The sequence below is a fragment of the Micromonospora fluostatini genome, from assembly GCF_050410825.1.
In the GTDB taxonomy this organism is placed as follows: domain Bacteria; phylum Actinomycetota; class Actinomycetes; order Mycobacteriales; family Micromonosporaceae; genus Micromonospora; species Micromonospora rosaria.
Window position 1 is genome coordinate 4,578,337 of record NZ_CP191251.1, and the last position, 23,501, is coordinate 4,601,837.

Annotated in this window: 16 protein-coding genes; 10 read left to right on the forward strand and 6 right to left on the reverse strand. The window is 71.9% G+C overall.

What is annotated here, in order from left to right:
- The first annotated feature begins 68 nt into the window (after positions 1-68).
- The 6 genes from ACQUFX_RS19995 (at position 69) to ACQUFX_RS20020 (ending at position 9,637) form a co-directional block, all read left to right on the forward strand.
- Positions 69-293: a GntR family transcriptional regulator gene (locus ACQUFX_RS19995; protein ID WP_428961880.1), complete on the forward strand. Its 225-nt coding sequence runs from the start codon at positions 69-71 to the stop codon at positions 291-293.
- A gap of 31 nt (positions 294-324) precedes the next feature.
- Positions 325-552, forward strand: a complete 228-nt coding sequence (locus ACQUFX_RS20000) for a winged helix-turn-helix domain-containing protein (protein WP_428961881.1) — start codon at positions 325-327, stop codon at positions 550-552.
- Positions 553-741: 189 nt separating this feature from the next.
- Positions 742-1,683: a cyclase family protein gene (locus tag ACQUFX_RS20005; protein ID WP_428961882.1), complete on the forward strand. Its 942-nt coding sequence runs from the start codon at positions 742-744 to the stop codon at positions 1,681-1,683.
- A gap of 630 nt (positions 1,684-2,313) precedes the next feature.
- On the forward strand, positions 2,314-4,302 hold the full coding sequence (locus ACQUFX_RS20010) for an OmpL47-type beta-barrel domain-containing protein (protein WP_428961883.1): 1,989 nt from the start codon (positions 2,314-2,316) through the stop codon (positions 4,300-4,302).
- Between the two features lie 80 nt (positions 4,303-4,382).
- On the forward strand, positions 4,383-5,606 hold the full coding sequence (locus tag ACQUFX_RS20015) for a multicopper oxidase domain-containing protein (RefSeq protein ID WP_428961884.1): 1,224 nt from the start codon (positions 4,383-4,385) through the stop codon (positions 5,604-5,606).
- Positions 5,607-5,644: 38 nt separating this feature from the next.
- Positions 5,645-9,637 (forward strand): ThuA domain-containing protein, encoded by a 3,993-nt coding sequence (locus ACQUFX_RS20020; protein WP_428961885.1) that lies wholly within the window; start codon positions 5,645-5,647, stop codon positions 9,635-9,637.
- 61 nt (positions 9,638-9,698) lie between these two features.
- On the opposite strand, the gene ACQUFX_RS20025 is transcribed toward ACQUFX_RS20020, so the two are convergent.
- From ACQUFX_RS20025 to ACQUFX_RS20040, 4 genes are all read right to left on the reverse strand, one after another.
- Positions 9,699-10,460 (reverse strand): ABC transporter permease, encoded by a 762-nt coding sequence (locus tag ACQUFX_RS20025; protein WP_428961886.1) that lies wholly within the window; start codon positions 10,458-10,460, stop codon positions 9,699-9,701.
- Positions 10,457-11,266: an ABC transporter ATP-binding protein gene (locus ACQUFX_RS20030; protein ID WP_428961887.1), complete on the reverse strand. Its 810-nt coding sequence runs from the start codon at positions 11,264-11,266 to the stop codon at positions 10,457-10,459. Before ACQUFX_RS20030 ends, ACQUFX_RS20025 begins: the two co-directional genes overlap by 4 nt.
- Complete coding sequence (locus ACQUFX_RS20035; RefSeq protein ID WP_428961888.1) at positions 11,263-12,126, reverse strand: DUF4097 family beta strand repeat-containing protein; 864 nt, start codon at positions 12,124-12,126, stop codon at positions 11,263-11,265. The genes ACQUFX_RS20030 and ACQUFX_RS20035 overlap by 4 nt, the downstream gene beginning before the upstream one ends.
- 106 nt (positions 12,127-12,232) lie before the next feature.
- Positions 12,233-12,739: a type II toxin-antitoxin system HicB family antitoxin gene (locus ACQUFX_RS20040; RefSeq protein WP_428961889.1), complete on the reverse strand. Its 507-nt coding sequence runs from the start codon at positions 12,737-12,739 to the stop codon at positions 12,233-12,235.
- 387 nt (positions 12,740-13,126) lie between these two features.
- Between ACQUFX_RS20040 and ppc the strand changes: the two genes are divergently transcribed.
- Positions 13,127-15,913, forward strand: a complete 2,787-nt coding sequence (ppc, locus tag ACQUFX_RS20045; RefSeq protein WP_428961890.1) for a phosphoenolpyruvate carboxylase — start codon at positions 13,127-13,129, stop codon at positions 15,911-15,913.
- 184 nt (positions 15,914-16,097) lie between these two features.
- A complete protein-coding gene (locus ACQUFX_RS20050; protein ID WP_428961891.1) occupies positions 16,098-17,075 on the forward strand; it encodes an NAD(P)-dependent alcohol dehydrogenase in 978 nt (325 codons plus the stop codon).
- 45 nt (positions 17,076-17,120) lie between these two features.
- On the opposite strand, the gene ACQUFX_RS20055 is transcribed toward ACQUFX_RS20050, so the two are convergent.
- Positions 17,121-17,909 carry a hypothetical protein gene (locus ACQUFX_RS20055; RefSeq protein WP_428961892.1) on the reverse strand — a complete coding sequence of 263 codons (789 nt, stop codon included), beginning with the start codon at positions 17,907-17,909 and terminating at the stop codon, positions 17,121-17,123.
- 212 nt (positions 17,910-18,121) lie between these two features.
- Here ACQUFX_RS20055 and ACQUFX_RS20060 point away from each other — a divergent pair, with 212 nt between their 5' ends.
- On the forward strand, positions 18,122-19,294 hold the full coding sequence (locus tag ACQUFX_RS20060) for a DNA recombination protein RmuC (protein WP_428961893.1): 1,173 nt from the start codon (positions 18,122-18,124) through the stop codon (positions 19,292-19,294).
- A 174-nt stretch (positions 19,295-19,468) separates the two neighbouring features.
- Positions 19,469-22,771 carry a S8 family serine peptidase gene (locus tag ACQUFX_RS20065; protein WP_428961894.1) on the forward strand — a complete coding sequence of 1,101 codons (3,303 nt, stop codon included), beginning with the start codon at positions 19,469-19,471 and terminating at the stop codon, positions 22,769-22,771.
- A 227-nt stretch (positions 22,772-22,998) separates the two neighbouring features.
- On the opposite strand, the gene ACQUFX_RS20070 is transcribed toward ACQUFX_RS20065, so the two are convergent.
- Complete coding sequence (locus ACQUFX_RS20070; protein ID WP_428961895.1) at positions 22,999-23,421, reverse strand: hypothetical protein; 423 nt, start codon at positions 23,419-23,421, stop codon at positions 22,999-23,001.
- Positions 23,422-23,501 lie beyond the last annotated feature (80 nt).

The window sequence follows — 23,501 nt, forward strand, 5'->3', positions numbered from 1 at the left end:
CACTGTCGACCTTATAGACGCTGTCGATCTGCGGTGATCTACTTGGCCCTGCGAGCCAGGGAGAGCACATGAACAAGCCCAAATACGAGCAGGTCGCATCGGCGATCCGCGAACAGATCCAGGCCGGCACACTCAAGCCTGGCGACCAACTTCCCACCACCCAGGGCCTGATCGCGCAGTACGCGGTCTCCTACGGGTCGGTCCGAACCGCGCTCCTCATCCTGAAGGCCGAGGGACTCATCGAGGGCCGGCAGGGCGAAGGCGTCTACGTACGCCGGCCAGCCGAGCAGTGACGGACCCCCTAGCGGACCCGAACCCGAGCCCATGCCTGCCTACACCAAGAAGCAACGCCTCATCGACACGCTGACCGACCGGATCGAGTCCGGGGTGTACCCGCCGGGCGCCAAGCTGCCCTCCGGCACCGAACTGTGCGCGGAGTTCGACGTGTCCCGGCAGGTGGTCCGCTCGGCGATCGACTGGCTCAAGGCCCGGGACCTGGTCGACGGCGCCCCGGGAGCCGGCGTCTTCGTCCGCGCCCGAAAAACCCCGTAACCAGGCAAACCCGACGTCGCCTCATCCCACCCTCGCCCACTGCCGTGATCTTGCAGTTACCGACCCGACAAAAGCCGCATAGAACCCATCTCTGGGGCCGTAACTGCAAGATCGCGCGAAGAGCGGGGACGCGCGGGGACGCACGGGGCAGGGGTGGACGGGGGTGGGGTGGTGGGTGACGATGCCACGGTGACTGAAGAGCGGGTGCAGGGCCACGGGGCCGTGGAGCAGTGGCGGGCGCGGTTCGACGCGGAGGTCTCCTTCGCCAACGGGGGCGGGCTGCGGACCGAGGGCTTCCGGCTGGACATCCCCGGGCCGGAGATCGACGACGCCGAGCTGGCCGCACTCTTCGTCCGGCACCTCGGGCTGCTGATGGTGACCGAGGTACGGATCACCAACGCGACCGTCCTCGCCGAGGCGCACAAGGGCGGCCGGGGCGTCGCCCCCGCCAGCGGGACGGGCCGGCGGTACGTGGAGCTGAGTCACGTCGTCCGGGACGGGATGACCACCCTGCTGGACTGGCCGGCGCCCCGGATCACCGACTGGCTGTCCAGGGAGGACTCGCGCAGCCGGTACGCGCCCGGCACGGAGTTCCACGTCGGACGGATCAACATGATCGCCAACACCGGCACCTATCTGGACACCCCGTCGCACCGGTACGCCGACGGGTCGGACCTGTCGGGTGTCGGGCTGGAACGGCTCGCCGACCTGCCCGGGGTGGTGGTGCGGGTGCCCGCCGGCACCCGGGCGGTCGACCGGTTGATGCTCGCCCCCTACGAGGTGGCCGGTCGGGCGGTGCTGCTGCACACCGGCTGGGACGTCCACTTCGGCACCGAGGGGTACTCCGCGCCGGAGGCGCCGCACCTGACGGGGGAGGGGGCCCGGTGGCTGGTCGAGGCGGGGGCCGTACTGGTCGGGATCGACTCGGTCAACATCGACGACATGCAGCCGGCCGCGCCCGGCACCCGTCCCGCGCACAGCACACTGCTGGCGGCGGGAGTGCCCATCGTGGAGCACCTGACGGGGCTGGCGGCGCTTCCTCCGGAGGGTTTCCGGTTCACCGCCGCCCCGCCGATGGTCGCCGGCATGGGCACCTTCCCGGTCCGCGCCTTCGCGGTCGTGCCGGCCTGAGCAGGCGTAGCACCCCCCGTAGCGGGCGTAGCGGACAGTCCTGCCACAAGACCTCAGTGGCCGGAACCCGCCACTTTCGTTCTCCTGGATAAAAGTCTCGCCTGCTGCGTCGAAAGATATGGACAGCTCGATGGCAAGTCCGTTAGGGTCACGGCACACAGTTGTTTCACAGAGGTAACCGGCGGCGCGGTTATCTCACGGGACGTGGCAACGGGGCGAGCCTCACGCCTACGGCCACGGTCGCTCCGACGGCGTGGTAACCCCGCTTCGGAGCCACGACAGTCGTTTTCGATCCGGCGCGACGGCACGCGCCATGCCCCCGGACCACCCGACTCAGCCCGCCCTGCGGTGCGGTGAGCCGCCCCCGGCCTCCGCCCGCCACCGCCAACCGTCTCCGCCTCACACCACCACCCTCGCCTCACACCACCACCTCGCCTCACACCGTTCGGTTTCGCCTCAGCGAGCCGGCTCACCTTCCGGTGCCGCGTGGCCATCGTCGCCACCCGGTCGCCTGAGGTGTGGGTCAGGCCGGGCTGCCGCGCGCCCATCACCCTTTCCGCCATCCGGCATGCCGGTGGAACCAGCCATTGGCATGCCCGAAAAAGTCTGACAAGGACCTTGATGAAAGGTATGCCGGACATGCCATTCCGCTCGCTCGGGCACGGCACCAGACGCCGCCAGCCCCGTCCCCCGACACCGCCCACCACCCGGTTCCGGCGTCCGCTCGCCGCGCTCACCCTGGTGGCCACCCTGCTGGTCACCTCCGCGCTGAACGCCGTACCGGTGGGCGCCCGGGAGAGCACCGAGAAACAGCAGCAGCAGGAACAGGTGCTCACCTGGACGGCGGGCAACGACGTCACCACCTACACGACCGCGCCCACCACGGCGGTGGCCGGACCGGCGACGCTGGTCTTCGAGAACAGCGCCGCGACCGGCAACACCAGCGGCATGCAGCACACGCTGACCTTCGAGACCGGTGACCCGAGGTACAACCAGGACGTCGACGTCAACATCCTGGCCGACCCCTTCGACGCCAACGGCGGCCGGTGGACGGTGGACGTCGTCCTCACCCCCGGCACGTACCGCTACTTCTGCGCGATCCCCGGGCACGGCCTGATGGCCGGTCTGCTGGTGGTCACCGGCGACGACGAGGAGGACACCACCCCGCCGACGGTGAACGCCGCCCTCGCCGGTCAGCAGAACAGCTCCGGGGCGTACGTCGGCGCGGCCACGGTCACCCTGACCGCCAGCGACGCCGAGTCCGGTGTGGAGAGCATCGAGTACTCGCTCGACGGCGAGTCGTACGCGGCCTACACGGGTCCGCTGACCATCAGCGAGCCGGGTGAGTACACCGTCACCTACCGGGCCACCGACGTCGCCGGCAACACCTCGGCGGCGCGGACGGTGGACTTCACCGTGGTGGCGCCCCCCGACCCGGACACCACGGCCCCCACGGTGAGCGCGAGCCTCAGTGGCGAGCGGGACGGTGACGGCGCGTACGTCGGTGCGGCCACCGTCACCATCACCGCCGCGGACACCGAGTCCGGCGTGGCCACCATCGAGTACTCGCTCGACAGCCAGCCCTTCACCACCTACACCAGCCCGTTCGCGGTGAACCGGCCGGGCCAGCACACCGTCAGCTACCGGGCCACCGACAACGCCGGCAACACCTCGACGGCCGGGTCGCTCACCTTCACCGTGTTCATGGGCAGCTCGAACCCGGACTGCCCGGTGCTGGACACCCGGCCGACGGTCTGGTTCGGCACGACGAACAGCGGCCTGCCCAACCGGCCGGTGGGTAGCGGCTGCACGATCAACAACCTGATGCAGAGCGAGCGCATCTGGCTCAACCACAACGAGTTCATGACCCACGTCCGGGCGACCGTCGGGCACCTGATGCACCTCGGGGTGATCAACCGGGACGAGCGCCAGGCTTTGATCGACTCGGCGCGCGCCTCCAACGTCGGCAAGTCCGACGAGCAGACCGGCTACCGGTCGCTGCTGAGCCGTTCGGGCGCGTCGTTCGACCAGTGGGAGCACGTCGGGGCGGGCGGCTTCACCCGCAACGCCGACGGGTCGATCACCAGCAAGCCGGTCGCCGGCCTGGGCATGCTCTGGTTCCCGATCCGGACCTACGGCGACTTCTCGCTGAAGTTGCAGTGGCGCGACGACGCCCCCGGCGACGGCCGGGCCAACAGCGGCGTCTTCGTCCGGTTCCCCGGGGTGCACCAGCACCCCCAGGAGTCCCGGCCCGAGTGGGTGGCGATCAAGTACGGCCACGAGATCCAGATCCTCGACCGCACCGACGGTGACCAGTACAAGACCGGCTCGGTCTACGGCTTCGACCAGATCAACCTCGACGGGGCCGGTGTCACGCCGAAGGGCACCTGGAACGACTACGAGATCCGGGTGGTCGGGCAGCACTACTCGATCTTCCGCAACGGCGTGCTGATCAACGAGTTCGTCAACGACCCCGGAACGGTCTTCAACCCGCCCCGCTCGGACGACCCGGGCGGCGCCGGCCGGCAGAACACCCAGGGCTACATCGGCCTGCAGGTGCACGGGGCCGACGACATCGTGAGCTTCCGCAACATCAGGGCGGCGACCCTGACCCCGTAGCCCGCCCCCGCCATCCCACCACCCGTCAGCCGTGGCCGGCAGGCCGCCGGCCACGGCTGACCGCAACGATTGGAACCACCGTGGAACGTGACGACCTTCCCGACAGTCGACCCGAACCCAAGAAACCGCCCAGAACCGCCGGCCTGCGGACCCTGCTGGCGCTGGCCGTGGCGACGATCACCCTGGGCAGCGCGGGCACCGCGCTCGCGGTGCAGTCCGGCTACTTCGCCGAGAAGCCGGACGGCTGCGTCGCGCCGGACCGCACCGTCCAGCTCTACGCGGTGGAGCTGCCCCGGGACCCGTCGACCAACCAGATCCGGCTCGGCTACGGGCTGACCCCGGAGACCGCGTCGTACCCGGGGCCGACGATGGAGATGATGGAGGGTGAGTGCCTGGCCCTCACCCTGCACAACCAGGTGCCGGAGGCGACCCTGGCGGCGCTGCGGACCGACCCGAACCACCCGCTCGGGGTGTCGCTGCACGTGCACGGGGTCAAGTACACCCAGAAGTCGGACGGCACCGTGCACAACCCCGGCTCGTACGTCGCGCCGGGCCAGTCCCGCACGTACACCTGGTTCGCCAAGCCCCGCAACAGCAAGACCGGTTCGCCGGGCACCGCCGGGTACTGGTGGTACCACGACCACGTGGTCGGCGGCTCCCACGGCACCCAGGGCCTCAACGCCGGGCTCTTCGGCGGGCTCGTGGTACGCCGGCAGGGCGACCCCCGGCCGGACCGCACCTACGTCAGCTTCTTCGGCGACCGGCAGACCATCAACCTGCGGCGCGGCGCGGAGGTCGACACCTGCGACCCGGTGAACCCGGTCCCCGGCCCGACCTGCCTGGTCGCCAAGGTGGGCGAGAAGGTGGAGTTCATCGTGGTCGGCATCGGCAATGACATGCACACCTTCCACCTGCACGGACACGCCTGGGCGGACACCCGCACCGGCCTGGTGGTGGGTGACAACAAGGCGCTGGTCGACTCGATCCCGGTGATCGACAACAAGACCCTCGGACCCGGTGACTCCTTCGGCTTCACGGTCGTCGCCGGCGACGCGGTCGGCCCGGGGCACTGGATGCTGCACTGCCACATGCAGTTCCACTCCGACCTGGGCATGGCGACGAGCCTGCACATCCTCGACGAGAACGGCCAGATGCCGCCGCACAACGGGCACGGCCCCGCGCACGTGCACGGCCCGGCCGCCGGCTCGGGCAGCGGTTCCGGTGCCGCGACCGCGCCGGCCGGCACCACCGCCGGGGCCGCCGCGCCGGCCGACCACGCCGCGCACCAGCCCGTCGGTTCCTGACCTGCCACCACCCCCACCCGTCCACAGAAGGAGCAGAAATGGCTCAAAAACGCCATTTCCGACTAGCCCGACTGACCTCGTCGTCCCGGCGCGCGCTCGCCGTGACCTCCGCCGCCGTCCTGACCGCCGGCCTGCTCGCCGTGAACCCGACCACGGCCGAGCCGGCCAGCGCGGCACCCCCCACCTGGGGTGCCCGCGTGGTCAACGTCCTGGTCTTCCACGGCCCCGCCGCCGACCAGGACGACCCGGTGAACCGGGCCACCAACATCATCAAGAAGCTCGGTAGCGAGAACGGCTTCTACGTCCACTCCTCCGACGACCCGGGCGTCTTCACCGCCGACAACCTGGCGAAGTACCGCAGCGTCGTCTTCCTCTCCGCCAACGGCGTGACGCTCGACGACAGCCAGGAGGCGGCGTTCCAGGCGTACATCAAGGGCGGCGGCGGCTTCGTCGGCGTCCACGACGCGGCCTACGCCCAGCCCGGCTCGGAGTGGTTCACCGGCCTGATCGGCACCCGGCCGGCGCCCAGCCTGCCGGCCGCCGAGAAGGTGGTGGAGGCGACCGCCAACGGCAACAACCCGCCGAACGAGACCGCCACGCACGCCTTCGACGGCACCACCAGCACCAAGTGGCTGGTCCGGACCACCACCGGCTGGCTGGCCGGCAAGCTGGCCGAGCCGAAGGTGGTCAACCGGTACGCCCTCTCCTCGGCCAACGACTCGCCGAGCCGGGACCCGAGGGACTGGACCCTGCAGGGCTCCAACGACGGGCAGACCTGGACCGACCTGGACCGGCGTACCGGGCAGAGCTTCCCCCAGCGCTTCCAGACCAGGCAGTTCTCCTTCGACAACGACCAGGCGTACCTGCACTACCGGCTGAACGTCACCGCCAACAGCGGCGACACGATGATCCAGCTCTCCGAGCTGTGGCTGATCGGCGACGACGCCCCTCCGGCGCCCGAGACGAAGGTGCAGGAGGCGGTGGTCCAGGTGACCGACCGGCAGCACCCGGCCACCGAGGGCCTGCCGCTGACCTTGACCCGCTCCGACCAGTGGATCAACTGGGACCCGAGCCCGGTCGGCCGGGTGCACACCATCGCCCAGGTCGACGAGACCAGCTACGACGCCGGCCTCGCCGGCAACGGGCCCTTCCACCCGATCTCCTGGTGCCGTGACTACGACGGCGGCCGGTCCTTCTACACCGGGATGGGCCGCACCGAGCAGAGCTGGACCACGGACACCCAGTTCCGCAACCACCTGCTCGGCGCGCTCCAGTGGACCGCCGGCACGGTCCGGGGCGACTGCCAGGCGACCATCGCGTCCAACTACCGGGTCGAGCGGCTCACCACCGCCAACGCCTCCGGGCAGCTCGACCAGATCGGCGAGCCGCACGGCCTGACCATCGCCGGTGACGGTTCGGTCTTCTACATCGGCAAGGCGGCCTGCCCCTCCGGCCCGATCGCCGACTGGAACAACCCCCACGTGGGCCTCGGCTGCGGCACGATCCACCGCTGGGACCCGGAGACCAAGCAGGTCAAGCTCCTCACCACCCTGCCGGTGATGGGGAACCGGGGCAGCGGCAGCGAGCTGGTGAAGAACGAGGAGGGCCTGATCGGCATCACCCTCGACCCGAAGTTCGCCGAGAACGGCTGGGTCTACGCGTTCTGGATGCCGCACGAGTCCATCGACCGGGAGCGGCGGGTCGGCAAGCGGACCGTCTCCCGGTTCACCTACGACAAGCAGGCCGACAGCATCGACCAGGACACCCGCAAGGACCTGCTGAGCTGGGAGACCCAGATCCACAGTTGCTGCCACGCCGGTGGCGGGATGGCCTTCGACAACGAGGGCAACCTCTACATCGGCAGCGGGGACGCCAACTCCTCCGGCGGCTCCAGCGGCTACTCCGGCAACAACTGGACCCAGGAGTACGCGGGCATCTCCTTCCAGGACGCCCGCCGCACCTCCGGCAACACCAACAACTACAACGGCAAGATCCTGCGGATCCACCCGGAGGACGACGGCACCTACACGATCCCGGAGGGGAACCTCTTCACCGGGCAGGAGGAGGGCGGCGGCAAGACCCTCCCCGAGATCTACGTGATGGGGGTCCGGAACATCTCCCGGCTGAACTGGGACCCGGTCAACAACTGGCTGACCGCGGCCTGGGTCGGCCCGGACGCCGCCGCGCCGAGCCCGGAGCTTGGCCCGGCGAAGTACGAGCACGCCACCATCATCACCTCCGCCGGTAACCAGGGCTGGCCGTACTGCATGGGCAACAACCAGCCCTACCGGGACCGCAGCAACACCGACGCCAGCGTGCTGGCCGGCTGGTACGACTGCGACAACCTCAAGAACACCTCGCCGCGCAACACCGGTCTGGTGGACATCCCGCCGTCCCGCCCCAGCATGATCTGGTACTCCCCGCAGGGCGGTGGCCCGGTCTACCCGACCCGGACCGAAGGCAGCGGGCTCCCCTCGTACGTGCTCGGTGAGGAGACCTTCACCCGGCCGTGGCTGCGCGGCGGCGGGCAGGCCGTGATGGACGGCCCGACGTACCACCGGTCGAAGGTCGACACCGACAGCGGGGTCGCCTGGCCGGCGCACTGGGACAACAAGTGGTTCATCGGTGACCAGTCGAACTCGAACAACCGGGTGGCGGTCACGGTCGACCCGGCCAACGTGCCCGACCAGGGCGCACCGGCGTTCGCCGAGGACCTGCGGGCGATCATCCCGGGCGGCAGCGGGGGCACCCAGCTCCAGTCCTGGATGGACGCCAAGTTCGGCCCGGACGGCGCGCTCTACATGCTCGACTACGCGGGCGGCTTCTTCAGCCTGCACGGCAACCAGAAGCTGATCCGGATCGTCTACACCGGCGGCGAGCCCACCCCGGGCCCGAGTCACGCCTCCGCGCAGGTGACCGCCAGCAGCAGCTACCGGACGGTCTCCTTCTCCAGCGCGAAGGTCGGCGGCATCGCCTGGGAGTGGGACTTCGGTGACGGCACCAAGGGCTCGACCCAGCCGCACCCGACCCACACGTACCGCACCCACGGCACGTACCAGGCGACGGTGAAGGTCAGGTACGCCGACGGCACGACCGCCACCAGCACCATCGAGGTCAGCACCGGCTGCGTCGCCCCGGACACCCGGAGCACGGTCTGGCTGCTCGACACCGACACCGGGCTGCCCAACCGGCAGGCCAACGGCGGCTGCACGATCAACGACCTGATCGACGACGAGCGGGCCTGGCCGAACCAGGGGTCCTTCCTGGCCCACCTGGACGAGACGCTGGACCACCTGCTCAAGACCCGCGTGATCAACAACGAGGAGGTGACCGCGCTGCGGGCCGCCGGGGTCGCCTCCCCGATCGGCCGGGTCCCCGGTTACCAGCCCATCTTCGACGGCACGGCGTACTCGTTGGCGGACTGGCGGCAGGCCCCCGGTGGGTCGTTCGCGCTGAACCCCGACGGCACCATCCGCAGCATCGGCGGCATGGGCATGCTCTGGTACGCCGGTCAGGAGCTGGCCGACTACTCGATCAAGCTCAAGTTCCGGGACTCCTCGCCGGGCACGACCCGGGCCAACAGCGGGGTCTTCGTCCGGTTCCCGGACCCGCGGACGCCGCTGGAGGACCGGCCCGAGGGCAGTTGCTCGACCCTCGGCTCGGCCCGCACCTCGCAGGCCTGGGTGGCGATCATGTGCGGCCACGAGATCCAGCTCTACGACGGAGCGACCGGTGAGACCCAGAAGACCGGCTCGGTCTACAACTTCCAGCCGCTGACCCTGGACCGTTCGGGGGCCACCCCCAAGGGTCAGTGGAACGACTACGAGATCCGGGTGGTCGGACAGCAGTACACGATCATCCGCAACGGGGTCACCCTCAACGTCTTCGACAACGTCCCGGGCAAGCAGTCCTCCCGGGCCGGGGACCCCCCGACCGACCTGCGCCAGTTCACCAGCGGGTTCGTCGGGTTGCAGAACCACGGCAACAGTGACGTGATGGACTTCCGGGACATCCGGGTCCGCGCGCTCTGACCGACGGCCGCGCGGCGGTACGGGACTCCTCCCGTGCCGCCGCGCGGTGCTGTGCCCCCGGTCAGGTGACCGTGCGGCGGAAGGTCACCATGGCGAAGGCGTAACCGACGACGAGGATGCCGACGCACCAGGCGAGGGCGACCCAGACGCCGGTGCCGGCCGGCTGCCGGGTCAGCAGGTCGCGGACCGCGTCGACGATCAGCGTCACCGGCTGGTGCTCGGCGAAGGCGCGCACGGGGCCGGGCATGGTGGCGGTCGGCACGAAGGCGGAGCTGACGAAGGGCAGGAAGATCAGCGGGTACGAGAAGGCGATCGCGCCGTCCGCCGACGTCGCGGAGAGGCCGGGGATGACGGCGATCCAGGTCAGGGCGAGGGTGAACAGGGCCAGGATGCCGGCCACCCCGAGCCAGGCGACCAGGCCCGCCGAGGAGCGGAAGCCCATGAGCAGCGCGGCGCCGACCACGACCAGGACCGATACGAGGTTGGCCACCAGCGAGGTCAGCACGTGCGCCCACAGGACGGCGGAGCGGGCGATCGGCATGGACTGGAACCGCTCGAAGATGCCGCTCTTCATGTCGAGGAAGAGCCGGAACGCCGTGTACGAGATGCCGGAGGCGATCGTGACGAGCAGGATGCCGGGCAGCAGGTAGTCGACATAGGACTCTGTGCCCGAGTCGATGGCGCCCCCGAACACGTAGACGAACAACAGCATGAACGCGATCGGCATGAACGTGGTGGTGACGACGGTGTCCGGGCTGCGCAGGATGTGCCGCAGGGAGCGCCGGGTCAGGACGGCGGTGTCGCCGAGGAAGTGGCGGGTCATCGGGGTTCCTTCGTGTCCGTGCCGGCCCGGCCGGTCGTCCCGGTGGCGCCGACGATGGCGAGGAAGACGTCCTCGAGGGTGGGCTGCTTCTCGACGTACTCGACGGTGGCCGGCGGGAGGAGCTGGCGGAGTTCGGCGAGCGTGCCGTCCGCGATGAGGCGGCCGGAGTGGAGGATGGCGATCCGGTCGGCGAGCTGCTCGGCCTCGTCGAGGTACTGCGTGGTGAGCAACACCGTCGTGCCCTGCCCGGCGAGTTCCCGGACCGACTGCCATACCTCGATGCGCCCCTGGGGGTCGAGCCCGGTCGTCGGCTCGTCGAGGAAGACGACCGGCGGGTTCCCGACCAGGCTCATGGCGATGTCGAGGCGACGGCGCATGCCCCCCGAGTAGGTGCCCACCCTCCGCCCGGCCGCTTCCGTCAGCGAGAAGCGGGCGAGCAGGTCGTCGGCGATCCGGCCCGAATTCTTGAGGTGCCGCAGCCGGGCGACGAGGACGAGGTTCTCGCGGCCGGTGAGGATCTCGTCGACGGCGGCGAACTGCCCGGTGAGGCTGAGGGACTCCCGGACCTTCGCCGCCTGAGCGGCGACGTCGAACCCGTGCACGCTGGCGGTGCCCGCGTCGGCCCGCAGCAGCGTGGACAGGATGCGCACGGTCGTGGTCTTGCCGGCCCCGTTGGAGCCGAGCAGGGCGAAGATGCTGCCCCGGGCCACGTCGAAGTCCACGCCCCGCAGGACGTTCAGCCTGCCGTACGACTTGCGCAGACCCCGTACCCGGATGGCGGGTCCCTGGACCTGGTGGGAGTTCATTCCGATGCTTCCCTTCGGGGCGCGGCGACACGGCGGATGAGGACGGTGCCGGAGCTGTTGTGCAGGTGCAGTTCGACGGCCCGTTCGCTGACGGCGGCGGCCGGGTCGGGGGTGAGTTCGTTGCGGACCCGGCCGTGCGCCGAGCTGGCGTCGATCCAGGCCGCCGTGCCGGCCGGGACACCGACGTCGATGTCGGCGTGGCCGTTGTCGAGCCGGACCGTGCCGCCGCCGACCTCCCGGATGCGGATGGGGCCGTGGGCGCTGCGCGCGGTCACGTCGCCGAGGGCCCGGTCGATGGTGATCGCGCCGGACGAGGTGACGTGCACCTCGCCGACGGTGGTACCCAACTCCACGGCGCCATGCGAGGCGCGCAGCCGGGCCTCGCCGCGTACCTCCGCGACGCGCACCACACCGTGTCCCGCGGTGACGTCGAGCCGGCCGGTCACCTCGGCGATGTCGGTGCTGCCGTACGGCACGTCGAGGACGAGGTCGGCGATGGTGTCGGCGGTGACGCCGCCGTACTTTGCGACGATGCGGGCGTCCCCGAGCACACCCCGGGACCGGACCGACCCGTACGCGGTCTCGATCGTGACCCGCGACCCGGTCGGCACCTCGCCCCGGACGTCGACCGAGTCGCCCTTGCTGAACAGGCTGAGCCGACGCGGGACCGTGACCCGCACCCGGCCGTTGTCGAAGGAGACCGTGCTCTCGCGGGCCAGCGACTCGTCGCCGCTGCGGCCGGGCCTGCTCGGCACCACCTCGACGACGGCGTCGGTGCGATCCGCGGCGACGACCTCGACGAAGCCGACGCCGACGGTGACCTCCAGGTCGATCGGTCCGGAGACCTCGTAACTGGGCATGGCTGACCTCCAGATGGGCATGCCGGATCGGCCCCGTCAGGCGACGGGACCACACAGGTGCTCGTTCTGTTCGGCTCCGCGCGGTCGCGGAGGGTACGGACGTGGACTAGCGGGCCCAGCCGGTGAAGCTGTCTCCCTGCCCGGGGGCACGCCGGGGGGCACGGCGGGCGGTCGGCTCCAGGGCGGCGGCGATCGTGCGGACGAACCACGAGTTCACCGACACCCCCTCCTCGGCCGCGGCCTGCTCGACCCGGGACTTGAGCCGGTCCGGCAGCCGCAGCGTGGTCCGGGAGGTGACCGTGTCGTCGACCGGCTCGGCCGGCGGCGCGACCTCGGGCGCGGCCGGAGCCGTCGCGTCCACCCCCGCCGGTTCGGGACGGGTCACCACCAGGTGCGGATCACGTCCCCGCAACAAGACGTCGACCGAGCCGGGCGCGATCTGACGGGTGATCTCGCCGGCCACGTCGCTCAGCACCCCCAGCAGCATCAGGCGCACCGCGCCGTCCAGGGCGGCGTTGAGCTGCTCGGCGACGGCCCTGGTGTCCGTGTCACCGTGCTCGGCCGCCGCCGCCAACTGCGTCTGGAGTTCCGAGACGTACCGGTCGAGTTCCATGACACCAAGTTAGCACCCCAGTGGTGTCACCACAAGCCGATCTGACACCACATGACACCACTCGGGGCGGCAATGGTGTCACCCGCCGCCGGGGTCCTCGGACCGGCCCGTCCGGCAGCCCGGCGGCCCACGCCCCGGTACGGGGTGTGCTTGATCACGTGAGCCCGGCAGGAGCGCGTCCGACCCCGTCCCACCCCTCCGGCACACCCCTTCCCACCTGCATGAACACGCCTCGTCACGACGCCGACACCGGCCCCGGCGGCGGGCCGGGAAGCCGCTACGAGCAGAGGCGAAAAGACAGGGCCCCTCCTGTCCGCAGGGGTGGCGCGGATACGATCAGGGGGAGTCGGACAGCGCTGTCCTTCGTACTCCCGGGAGGAGCGCACCGTGACCGACCAGCACGACCACGACGGGCCCGACGCCGCCCTGCGGGCCGACATCCGGCGACTCGGCACCCTGCTCGGGCAGACCCTCGCCCGCCAGGAGGGCCGCCCGCTGCTCGACCTGGTCGAGGAGATCCGCGCCCAGGTCCGCAGCGACGCCCCGGCCGCCGCCCAGCGCCTCGGCGGGCTCGACGTCACCACCGGCACCAAGCTGGCCCGCGCCTTCTCCACCTACTTCCACCTGGCCAACATCACCGAGCAGGTGCACCGGGCCCGGGACCTGCAACGCCGCCGGGCCGTCCACGGCGGGTGGCTGGACCAGGCAGCCAAGATGATCGCCGAGCGCGGGGTGCCGGCCGAGGAGATCGCGGCCGCGGCCCGCCGGCTCGCGGTCCGGCCGGTCTTCACCGCCCACCCCACCGAGGCGGCCCGCCGGTCGATCCTGTCCAAGCTGCGCGCGGTCGCCGACGAGCTGGACGCCGAGACCACCAACGCGATCCTCTACGGCGCCAGCGACGAGGGCCCGGCCAACCGCCGCCTCGCCGAGCTGCTGGACCTGATGTGGCAGACCGACGAGCTGCGGCTGGACCGGCCGGACCCGACCGACGAGGCCCGCAACGCCATCTACTACCTGCGCGACCTGTACGCCGAGGCCGCCCCGCAGGTCCTCGACGACCTGGCCGACACGCTGCGCACCCTCGGGGTGGAGACCTCCCCGACGGCCCGCCCGCTGACCTTCGGCACCTGGATCGGCGGCGACCGGGACGGCAACCCGTTCGTCACCCCGCTGGTCACCCGCGAGGTGCTGACCATCCAGCACGAGCACGGCATCGCCGCCACCGAGGCGGCCATGGAGGAGCTGATCAACGAGGTCTCCGTCTCCCGCCGGCTGCGCGGGGTGTCGCTGGACCTCTCCGCCAGCCTCGCCGCCGACCTGGACGCGCTGCCCGAGGTGGCGCCCCGGTTCCGCCGGGTCAACGCCGAGGAGCCGTACCGGCTCAAGGCCCGGTGCGTGAAGGCGAAGCTCGCCAACACCCGGGCGCGGCTGCGCCAGGCCACCCCGCACGTGCCCGGCCGGGACTACCGGGGCAGCGCCGAGCTGATCGCCGACCTGGAGCTGCTGCGCGCCTCGCTGGCCCGCAACGCCGGTCAGCTCACCGCCGTGGGCCGGCTCGCCTCGACCATCCGGACCGTCTCCGCGTTCGGGCTGCACCTGGCGACCATGGACGTCCGCGAGCACGCCGAGGCCCACCACGCGGTGCTGGCCCAGCTCTACGCGGCCGTCGGCGAGGTCTCCGACTACCCCGCGCTGACCCGGCTGGAGCGGACCAAGCTCCTCGCCGACGAGTTGGCCGGTCGGCGTCCGCTCTCCGCCCTGGACACCCCGCTGACCGAGGGCGCCCGCAAGACCTTCGACGTCTTCGGCACCATCCGGGAGGCGCAGGACCGGTTCGGCACCGAGGTCATCGAGTCGTACATCGTCTCGATGACGCTCGGCGTCGACGACGTGCTCGCCGCGGTGGTGCTGGCCCGCGAGGCCGGCCTGGTGGACGTGCACAGCGGGCGGGCCCGGATCGGGTTCGTGCCGCTGCTGGAGACCCCGGCCGAGCTGAACGCCGGTGGCGAACTCCTCGACGAACTGCTCTCCCTGCCCGCGTACCGGGCGCTGGTGGCGGCCCGGGGCGACGTGCAGGAGGTGATGCTGGGCTACTCCGACTCCAACAAGGAGGCCGGCATCACCACCAGCCAGTGGTCCATCCACCGGGCCCAGCGGGCGCTGCGTGACGTGGCCGCCCGGCACGGCGTGCACCTGCGGCTCTTCCACGGCCGGGGCGGCACCGTCGGGCGCGGTGGCGGGCCGACCCACGAGGCGATCCTGGCCCAGCCGTACGGCACCCTGGACGGCGCGATCAAGGTCACCGAGCAGGGCGAGGTCATCTCCGACAAGTACACCCTGCCGGCGCTGGCCCGGGAGAACCTGGAGCTGACCGTCGCGGCGGTGCTCCAGGCGACCCTGCTGCACACCGCGCCCCGGCAGCCGGCCGAGATGCTGGAGCGCTGGGACGCGGCGATGGACGTGGTCTCCGAGTCCGCGTACCGCCGGTACCGGTCGCTGGTGGAGGACCCGGACCTGCCGGCGTACTTCTGGGCGTCCACCCCGACGGAGCTGCTCGGCGCGCTGAACATCGGCTCCCGGCCGGCGAAGCGGCCGAACACCGGGGCCGGCCTGGCCGGGCTGCGGGCCATCCCGTGGGTGTTCGGCTGGACCCAGACCCGGCAGATCGTCCCCGGCTGGTTCGGGGTCGGCACCGGCCTGGCCGCCGCCCGGGAGGCCGGCCTGTCGGACGTCCTCGCCGAGATGCACCGCAACTGGCACTTCTTCCGGACGTTCCTGTCGAACGTCGAGATGATGCTGACCAAGACCGACCTGACCATCGCCCGCCGGTACGTCGAGACGCTGGTGCCGAAGAAGCTGCACCCGATCTTCACCAAGATCGAGGAGGAGTACGAGCTGACCCGGCAGGAGGTGCTGGCGGTGACCAGCTCCCCCGACCTGCTCGACGGCTCCCCGGTGCTCCAGCGCACCCTCGCCGTCCGCGACACCTACCTGGAGCCGCTGCACCACCTCCAGGTGGCGCTGCTGCGGCAGTACCGTGACTCCGGCGCCGCCGGGCGGGCCGTGGTCACCGCGCCGGGCGGCCGGCGGGCCCCGAGCGACGGTACGGCCCTGGAGCGGGCCCTGCTCACCACGGTCAACGGCATCGCCGCCGGGATGCGCAACACCGGCTGAGCCACCGCGTACGGACCGAAGCCCCCTGCTGCCGCCGTGCAGCAGGGGGCTTCGGCGTGCCGGGACGTCCATGCGGAGTAAAGAACGCGACTTCGCGTCAACCATTCATGTAGCACTATGTCAACGAGGGCTTACGCCGAGCATGTCGTGTTCGCGTCCCCGCAGCCCCGCAGGAGGCGACCCCGTGAAGGCCATCGTCCAGGACACCTACGGCCCGGCAGACGTGCTCCACCTGCGCGACGTCGACCGGCCGACCATCGGCGACGAGGAGGTGCTCGTCCGGGTCCGCGCGGCCGGGGTCGACCCCGGGGTGTGGATCTTCATGGCCGGCCGCCCCTATCTGGTACGTCTCGCGAGCGGGCTGCGCCGCCCCCGGGTGGCGGTACGCGGCCGGGACCTCGCCGGGGTGGTGGCCGAGGTCGGCGCCCGGGTGACCCGGTTCCAGCCGGGCGACGAGGTGTACGGCACCTCTCCGGGCGGTTCGTACGCCGAGTTCGCCGGCACCACGCCGGACCGGCTCGCGCGCAAGCCGGCCAACCTGTCGTTCGAGCAGGCCGCCGCGGTGCCGGTCTCCGGCATGACGGCCCTGCGCGCGGTCCGCGACAGCGGTGCGGTCCGGCCGGGGCACCGGGTGCTGGTGATCGGCGCGTCGGGTGGCGTCGGCTCCCACGCCGTACAGATCGCCAAGGCGTACGGCGCGACGGTGACCGGGGTCTGCACCCCGGCGAAGACCGGGTTCGTCCGTTCCCTCGGCGCCGACGACGTCCTCGACTACACCCGGGCGGAGATCGACCGCGACGGCGCGGTGTACGACGTCGTCATCGACACCGGCGGCGACCGCCCGCTGTCGCTGCTGCGGCGCGCGCTCACCCCCCGTGGCACCCTGGCGCTGGTCGGCGGCGGGTACACCAGGGGTGGGCTCCTCGGCGGCTACGGCCGGCAGATGTTCCGCGCGCCGCTGCTGTCGCTGGTCGTCGGCCAGCGGCTGCGCACCGTGAGCGCGGTGGAACGCGCCGAGGACCTCGACGAGCTGCGGGACCTGATCGAGTCCGGCGCGCTCACCCCGGCCGTCGACCGCAGCTACCCCCTCGCGGAGGCACCGGACGCCCTCCGGTACTTCACCCGGGGACACCCCGCGGGAAAGGTCGTGCTGACCGTCTGACCGTCTGACCGGCTGACCGGCTCACCGGCGCGGTGCCGGGACGGCTCAGAAGTCCCCGCCGAAGTCCCCACCGAAGTCGCCGCCACCGAAGCCACCGAAGTCGCCCCCGCCGAAGTCACCGCCGCCGAAGTCACCGCCCATGTCGCCACCGGCGTCGCCCATGTCACCCGCGTCGCCCATGTCCCCGGCCTCGCCGAGGCCGTCCTGGTACCCGGCGGCGTAACCCGGGTCGCCGAAGCTCGGCGAGAAGAGGGCGTCGGCGATCAGCATGCCGCCGAGCACACCGGCGCCGGCCCCGAGGGCCGTCTTCCACCACGGCGTCGAGTACCACCCGGCCGGGACCGGCCGGCCCTGCATCCGCCCACCCGGGTAGTAGTACGGGGTGTCCCGGCCGGGCTGCGGGCCCGCCTTGAAGGTCTGCCCCTGGACGTTGACCTCGCGCTCCTTGGTGAGCGCCCCCGCGCCCTGCGCGGCGGCCAACTGCGGCAGCTCGGGGCCCGGGTCGATGCCGAGCGCCGTGCGGGCCGCCCGGACGTACGCCAGCCCCTCCAGGGCGGTCTCCCGGGCCAGCCGGAACTGTTGGGCCGTGCGGGCCTGCTCCAACTGGCTGCCGGCCGCGTTGTACCGCTCACCGGCGTCGACCAGGGCCTGACGGACCGCCGGCTCGTCGCCGTGCAGGTTCATCACCTGGCCGCCCAGCCGTTCGTACCACCGCTGGGCGTCGGCGCGGACGTCGGCCAGCTCGCGGGCCTGCCGCGCGGCCTGCTCCCGCCGCCACCACACGAACGCGCCCCCGAGGAGGGCCACCAGCACGACCACCAGCAGAAATTCCATACTTCGACGGTACCCGGACCCGGCCACAACCACCCGTGCCGCCGGCCGCCGGTGATCAACCTCGCCCGCCGGCGAGCCGACTGTCGCGCCCGCCCACCCCGCCGCCACCCGCCCCGGCGGGTGTTAAGAAGGGGCCCCTGCTCTACCGAAAGCGTTAACAGGGGGCCCTTCCTTGCACAGCGGGGGGCGGGGTGGTTTGGCAAGCTTCGGGGATGGACTTCTCGACGCTGGCCGTGGTGGTCGTCTGCCTCGGCGCCGGTGGCGCGGTGGGGTGGTACGCGGCCCGGAGCCGGGGTGCGGCGGAGCTGGCCCGGCTGGAGGCGACCCTGGCGGCCACCCGGGCCGGCGAGGGCCGGCTGGAGCAGTCGATGCGGGCGCTGAGCTACGAGGCGACCGCCCAGTCCCAGGAGGCGGTGGCCCGTGCGGTCGCCCCGCTGCACGACACCCTGCGCCGGTACGAGTCCCGGGTGGCCGAGCTGGAACGGGACCGGGTGGACGCGTACGCGGAACTGCGGGAGCAGGTCCGGTCGATGGGGGCGGTCTCCGGCGAGCTGCGCACCGAGACCAAGCAACTGGTGGCGGCGCTGCGTGCGCCGCAGGTCCGGGGCCGGTGGGGCGAGCACCAGTTGCGCCGGATCGTCGAGGCGGCCGGCCTGCTGGAGCACTGCGACTTCGACGAGCAGGTCACCGCCGCCGTCGAGCACCGGACGGTCCGCCCCGACCTGGTGGTCCGGCTGCACGGCGGGCGCCGTGTGGTGGTGGACGCGAAGGCGCCCTTCGACGCGTACCTGACCGCGATGGAGGCGCGCGACGAGCGGGGCCGGGACACCCACCTGGACGCGCACGCGCGGCACCTGCGGGCCCATGTGGACGCGCTGGCCGCCAAGTCGTACTGGGCAGCGTTCGACAGCGCCCCGGAGTTCGTGGTGCTCTTCGTGCCGGCCGACCCGTTCCTCGACGTGGCGTTGCAGCGCGACCCGACGCTGCTGGAGCACGCCTTCGCCCGCAACGTGGTGCTGGCCACCCCGGCGACGCTGGTCGCGCTGCTGCGGACGGTGGCGTACTCGTGGCGGCAGGAGGCGCTGGCCCGCAACGCGGTGGCGGTGCACTCGCTGGCCCGTGAGCTGTACGGGCGACTGTCCACCCTGGGTGATCACGTCGGCAAGCTGGGCTCCTCGCTCGGCGGGGCGGTGACCGCGTACAACCGGGCGGTGGGCAGCCTGGAGGCGCGGGTGCTGGTCAGCGCACGCAAGCTCGCCGAGCTGGGCGTTTCCGATCAGGAGCTGGCCGCGCCGGCCCAGGTCGAGGTGGCGCCGCGCCAGCCCCAGGCTCCCGAACTGGCCGAGCGCTCCGGGCCGGAATCGTCCACTGCGGTCGATGGCTGAGTCGGCTGTCCGACTTCCATCAGCGTCCCCGCCACCCGACGCGACGCTGAAAGTCACGACCTGATCACAACGTACGACCGGGTGGTGGACATCGACGGCTGCGACCACGAAGGATTCCGCTCACACGTGCCCCGGGACTACCCGGGGCCCTCACCATCCTGGGGGATACCGAACGTGAGCAAACCCCGCAGTCGGAGTCGGCGGACCTCCGCCGCCTTCATCGCGTCGGTCATGGCTGCCGGAGCCATGTCCGTGGTGGGTGGCGCCGCCACCGCGAGCGCCGCACCCAGCACCGCCGAAGGGTCGCCGGCCACCGCCGCCGAGACCCTCGGCACGCACGATGCCAAGCTCCTGGCCAGGGCCGAGGCGACGAAGGCACCGACCGTCACCCTGATCGTGGCCGCCGAGAAGGGCGCCGCGAAGCGGGTCGCCGATGGTGTGCGCAAGCTGGGCGGCTCGGTCAGCCAGCAGTACGACCGGGTCGGGTACGTCCTGGCCAAGGTGCCGACCGCGCAGGTCCTCAAGGCGGCCACCCTGCCCGGTGTGGCCGCCGTCGACCTCGACGAGGAGATCAAGCTGCCCGACCCGGCCCCGGAGCGGGCCCCGGACGGCAGCACCGCCGCCGCGCAGGGCGGCACCCTCGCCGGCCCCGGCGCGGACACCCTGGGCGTCAACCCGTACATGCCCACCAACGAGACGGGCGCGGAGGCCTTCAAGGCCGCCAACCCGCAGTGGGACGGCCGGGGCGTGACCATCGGCATCATGGACTCCGGGGTGGACCTGGACCACCCGGCCCTCCAGCAGACCACCACCGGCGAGCGCAAGATCGTCGACTGGGTCACCGCGACCGACCCGCTGGAGGACGCGAGCTGGCGGCCGATGATCACCCAGGTCACCGGGCCGAGCTTCACCGCCGCCGGGGCCACCTGGACGGCGCCGGCCGGGGCGTACCGGTTCAACCTGTTCAGTGAGTCGATCACCGCGGCCACCGACCACCGGGGCGACGTCAACCGCGACGGTGACACCAGCGACCAGTTCGGGGTCCTGTTCAACCCGGCCACCAACGACATCTGGGTGGACGCCAACCAGGACCGGATCTTCGCCGAGACCGAGAAGATCCGCCCGTACAAGGAGCAGTTCCAGGTCGGCCACTTCGGCACCGACAACCCGGGCACCCCGGTCCGCGAGCAGACCCCGTTCGTGGTCGAGTACCGCAAGAACGTGGACACCACCCCGGCCGGCGGCCCCGGCCTGGTCGACTACGTCAGCATCGGGATCGTCTCCAGCTCTCACGGCAGCCACGTCGCCGGCATCACCGCCGCCAACGACATGCTGGGTAACAGCGCGTTCGACGGCGCGGCCCCCGGGGCGAAGCTGGTCTCCTCCCGGGCCTGCTCGTGGAGCGGTGGGTGCACCGCCGCCGCGCTCACCACCGGCATGGTCGACCTGGTGGTCAACCGCAAGGTCGACGTGGTCAACATGTCGATCGGCGGCCTGCCCACGCTGAACGACGGCGCCAACGCCCGCGCCCAGCTCTACAACGACCTGATCGACATCTACGGCGTGCAGATGTTCATCTCCGCCGGCAACTCCGGCCCGGGGCTGAACACCGTCGGCGACCCGTCGGTGGCCAGCAACGTGGTCAGCGTCGCGGCGAGCGTCAGCAAGGACACCTGGCTGGCCAACTACGGCTCGGTGGTGAGCAAGGAGAACGCGCTGTTCAACTTCTCCTCGCGCGGACCGCGTGAGGACGGCGGGTTCAAGCCGAACATCGCCGCCCCGGGCTCGGCGATCTCGACCACGCCGCTGTGGCAGCCGGGCAACCCGGTGCCGGAGGCCGGCTACCCGCTGCCGCCGGGCTACCAGATGTCCAACGGCACCTCGATGGCCTCCCCGCAGGCCACCGGTGCCGCCGCGCTGCTGCTGTCGGCCGCCAAGGCGACCGACCGGGGCGTCACCCCGGCCGCGCTGCGCCGGGCGCTCTACACCTCCGCCGAGCCGATCGCGGACGTCCCGACGTACGCGCAGGGGTACGGCATGGTCGACGTGCCGGGCGCCTGGGAGTTGCTCGCCGGCGGCGTCGAGGCCCGCACGTACGTCTCGGACGCGCCGGTCTGCACCCCGCTCTCCGGCAGCCTCACCCGGTACGACGCCGACCTCGGCGCCTTCGTGCCGAACCCGCACCGGGGCGCCGGCGTGTACAACCGGTGCGCCACCGCCGACGGGGGGCACCGGATCAACCAGCGCCGCTCGTACGAGGTGACCATCACCCGGACCGGCGGCCCGAGCGGGACCATCCCGCACCAGATCACGCTGCGCGGCAACGACGAGGGGACCTTCCGGATCCGCCAGCAGGTCTCGCTGCCCCGCAACATCCCGGTCACCATCCCGATCCACGCCCGGCCGACCTCGCGCGGGGTGCACAGCGTGCTGGTGGAGATCGACGATCCGAACACCTCCGTGGTGGACTTCGAGATCCCGGCGACGGTGGTCGTCCCGCACGAGCCGACGTCGCCGAGCCACTCCTTCTCGGCCGAGGGTTCGGTCGACCGGAACGGCTACAGCTCGTACTTCGTCACGGTGCCGCCGGGTGCCGGCGCGCTCCAGGTGAACCTCTCCGGTATCGCCACCGGCTCGCAGACCCGGTTCATCGCGATCAACCCGCTGGGCGTCCCGGTGGAGGCCACGACGAGCACGGTCTGCTTCACCAACTTCTCCGACGCCAACGTCTGCAAGCCCCAGGAGCGGGACTACCAGAACCCGATCCCGGGCGTCTGGGAGATCGAGGTCGAGTCGCGGCGGACCTCGCCGACGCTGAACAACCCGTTCCACATCCGGGCCCGGATCCAGGGCGTCTCGCTCTCCCCGGCCACGGTCGAACTGCCCAGCGTCACCGCCGGCCAGCCGACCCCGGTGAACTGGGAGCTGACCAACTCCTTCGGCCCGGTCTCGGTGACCGGTCAGGGCGGCCCGCTGGTCAGCGCGCACACCGAGCGGCCGACCATCACCGACGGTGACCTGCAGGAGTACACGGTCGAGGTGCCGGCGGGTGCCACGACCTTCACCGCGCGGATCGGCAACACCGCCAACCCCGGCGCCGACCTGGACCTGTTCGTCTACCGGGGCACCACCCTGGTCGGCCAGCAGGCCGACGGGGACTCGGAGGAGGCGGTGACCATCACCAACCCGGCACCGGGCACCTACCGGGTGGTGGTGGACGCGTACTCGGTCGACGGGCCGGGCACCAGCACCGCGTACGACTACCGGGACTCGTTCTCGGCGCCGTCGCTCGGTACCCTCTCCGCCCCGAGCACCCCGCTGCGGCTGACGCAGCTCGCCACCGCCACCCTCACCGGTACGGTGACCGCCCTGTCCACCCCGGCCGCCGGTCGGGAGTTGCAGGGTGAGCTGACCGTGGTGACCACCGAGGGCGCCGTCGTCGGCCGGGGCGCGGTCGCCATCGACGCGGTGAACTGACCGCCGCGTGAACGCACCAGCGCGGTGAGCTGACCGCACCGGCAACACAGCGGAGCCCGTCCCCGAACATCGGGGACGGGCTCCGTCGCTGTCGGACCGTCGTCGTCGGGCCGTCGTCGTCGGACCGTCGGGCCGTCGTCGTCGGACCGTCGGGCCGTCGTCGTCGGACCGTCGGCGGGGCTGTCGGGCCGGCCTGGCCGCCGGGCCGGGGTGGGCCGGTCGGGGCGTCAGGCCGGGGTGGCGGAGGAGACCACGAACGGGGTGCCCTGCTGGCAGGTGGTCATCATGCCCTCCTCGACCTTCCCGGTGACGGTCACCCGGGCGCCGGCCTTGACCACGTCCTTCGCGCCGCCGAGCAGCAGGTACCCGTCGAGCAGCAGGCAGCCCGGCTCCACCCCGGCGGTGACCGTGCCGGTCAGGGTCGTGGTGCCCGACTTCGCCGGGGCGCTGGCGGCGGGGCGGCTGGGACGATGGGCCGGCGGGGTCGCGGCCGGGTCGGTCGGGTCGGCGGCCGGGGTCGAGGGGTCGGTGGACACCGAGGTCTCTCCTGTCGAGCCGGGGGCGGGGGTCACGTCGCCGCCCTGGGCGCCGCAGGCGCTCAGCAGGGCACCGGCGACCAGTGCGGCGGCGACGATCCGAAGGGTCCTCATACCCGCTTGGACGCGACCGGGCACCGTTCCGTTCCCACCGGTCGCACCGGCCCCACCCACCCCGGCCGGGCCGGGGACGG

Excerpts from the sequence above, each read along its gene's own strand:
- ACQUFX_RS19995 (WP_428961880.1), top strand. The coding sequence starts at position 69 with ATGAACAAGCCCAAATACGAGCAGGTCGCATCGGCGATCCGCGAACAG.
- ACQUFX_RS20000 (WP_428961881.1), top strand. The coding sequence starts at position 325 with ATGCCTGCCTACACCAAGAAGCAACGCCTCATCGACACGCTGACCGAC.
- ACQUFX_RS20010 (WP_428961883.1), top strand. The coding sequence starts at position 2,314 with ATGCCGGACATGCCATTCCGCTCGCTCGGGCACGGCACCAGACGCCGC.
- ACQUFX_RS20020 (WP_428961885.1), top strand. The coding sequence starts at position 5,645 with ATGGCTCAAAAACGCCATTTCCGACTAGCCCGACTGACCTCGTCGTCC.
- ACQUFX_RS20025 (WP_428961886.1), bottom strand. The coding sequence starts at position 10,460 with ATGACCCGCCACTTCCTCGGCGACACCGCCGTCCTGACCCGGCGCTCC.
- ACQUFX_RS20030 (WP_428961887.1), bottom strand. The coding sequence starts at position 11,266 with ATGAACTCCCACCAGGTCCAGGGACCCGCCATCCGGGTACGGGGTCTG.
- ACQUFX_RS20035 (WP_428961888.1), bottom strand. The coding sequence starts at position 12,126 with ATGCCCAGTTACGAGGTCTCCGGACCGATCGACCTGGAGGTCACCGTC.
- ACQUFX_RS20040 (WP_428961889.1), bottom strand. The coding sequence starts at position 12,739 with ATGGAACTCGACCGGTACGTCTCGGAACTCCAGACGCAGTTGGCGGCG.
- ACQUFX_RS20055 (WP_428961892.1), bottom strand. The coding sequence starts at position 17,909 with ATGGAATTTCTGCTGGTGGTCGTGCTGGTGGCCCTCCTCGGGGGCGCG.
- ACQUFX_RS20060 (WP_428961893.1), top strand. The coding sequence starts at position 18,122 with ATGGACTTCTCGACGCTGGCCGTGGTGGTCGTCTGCCTCGGCGCCGGT.
- ACQUFX_RS20070 (WP_428961895.1), bottom strand. The coding sequence starts at position 23,421 with ATGAGGACCCTTCGGATCGTCGCCGCCGCACTGGTCGCCGGTGCCCTG.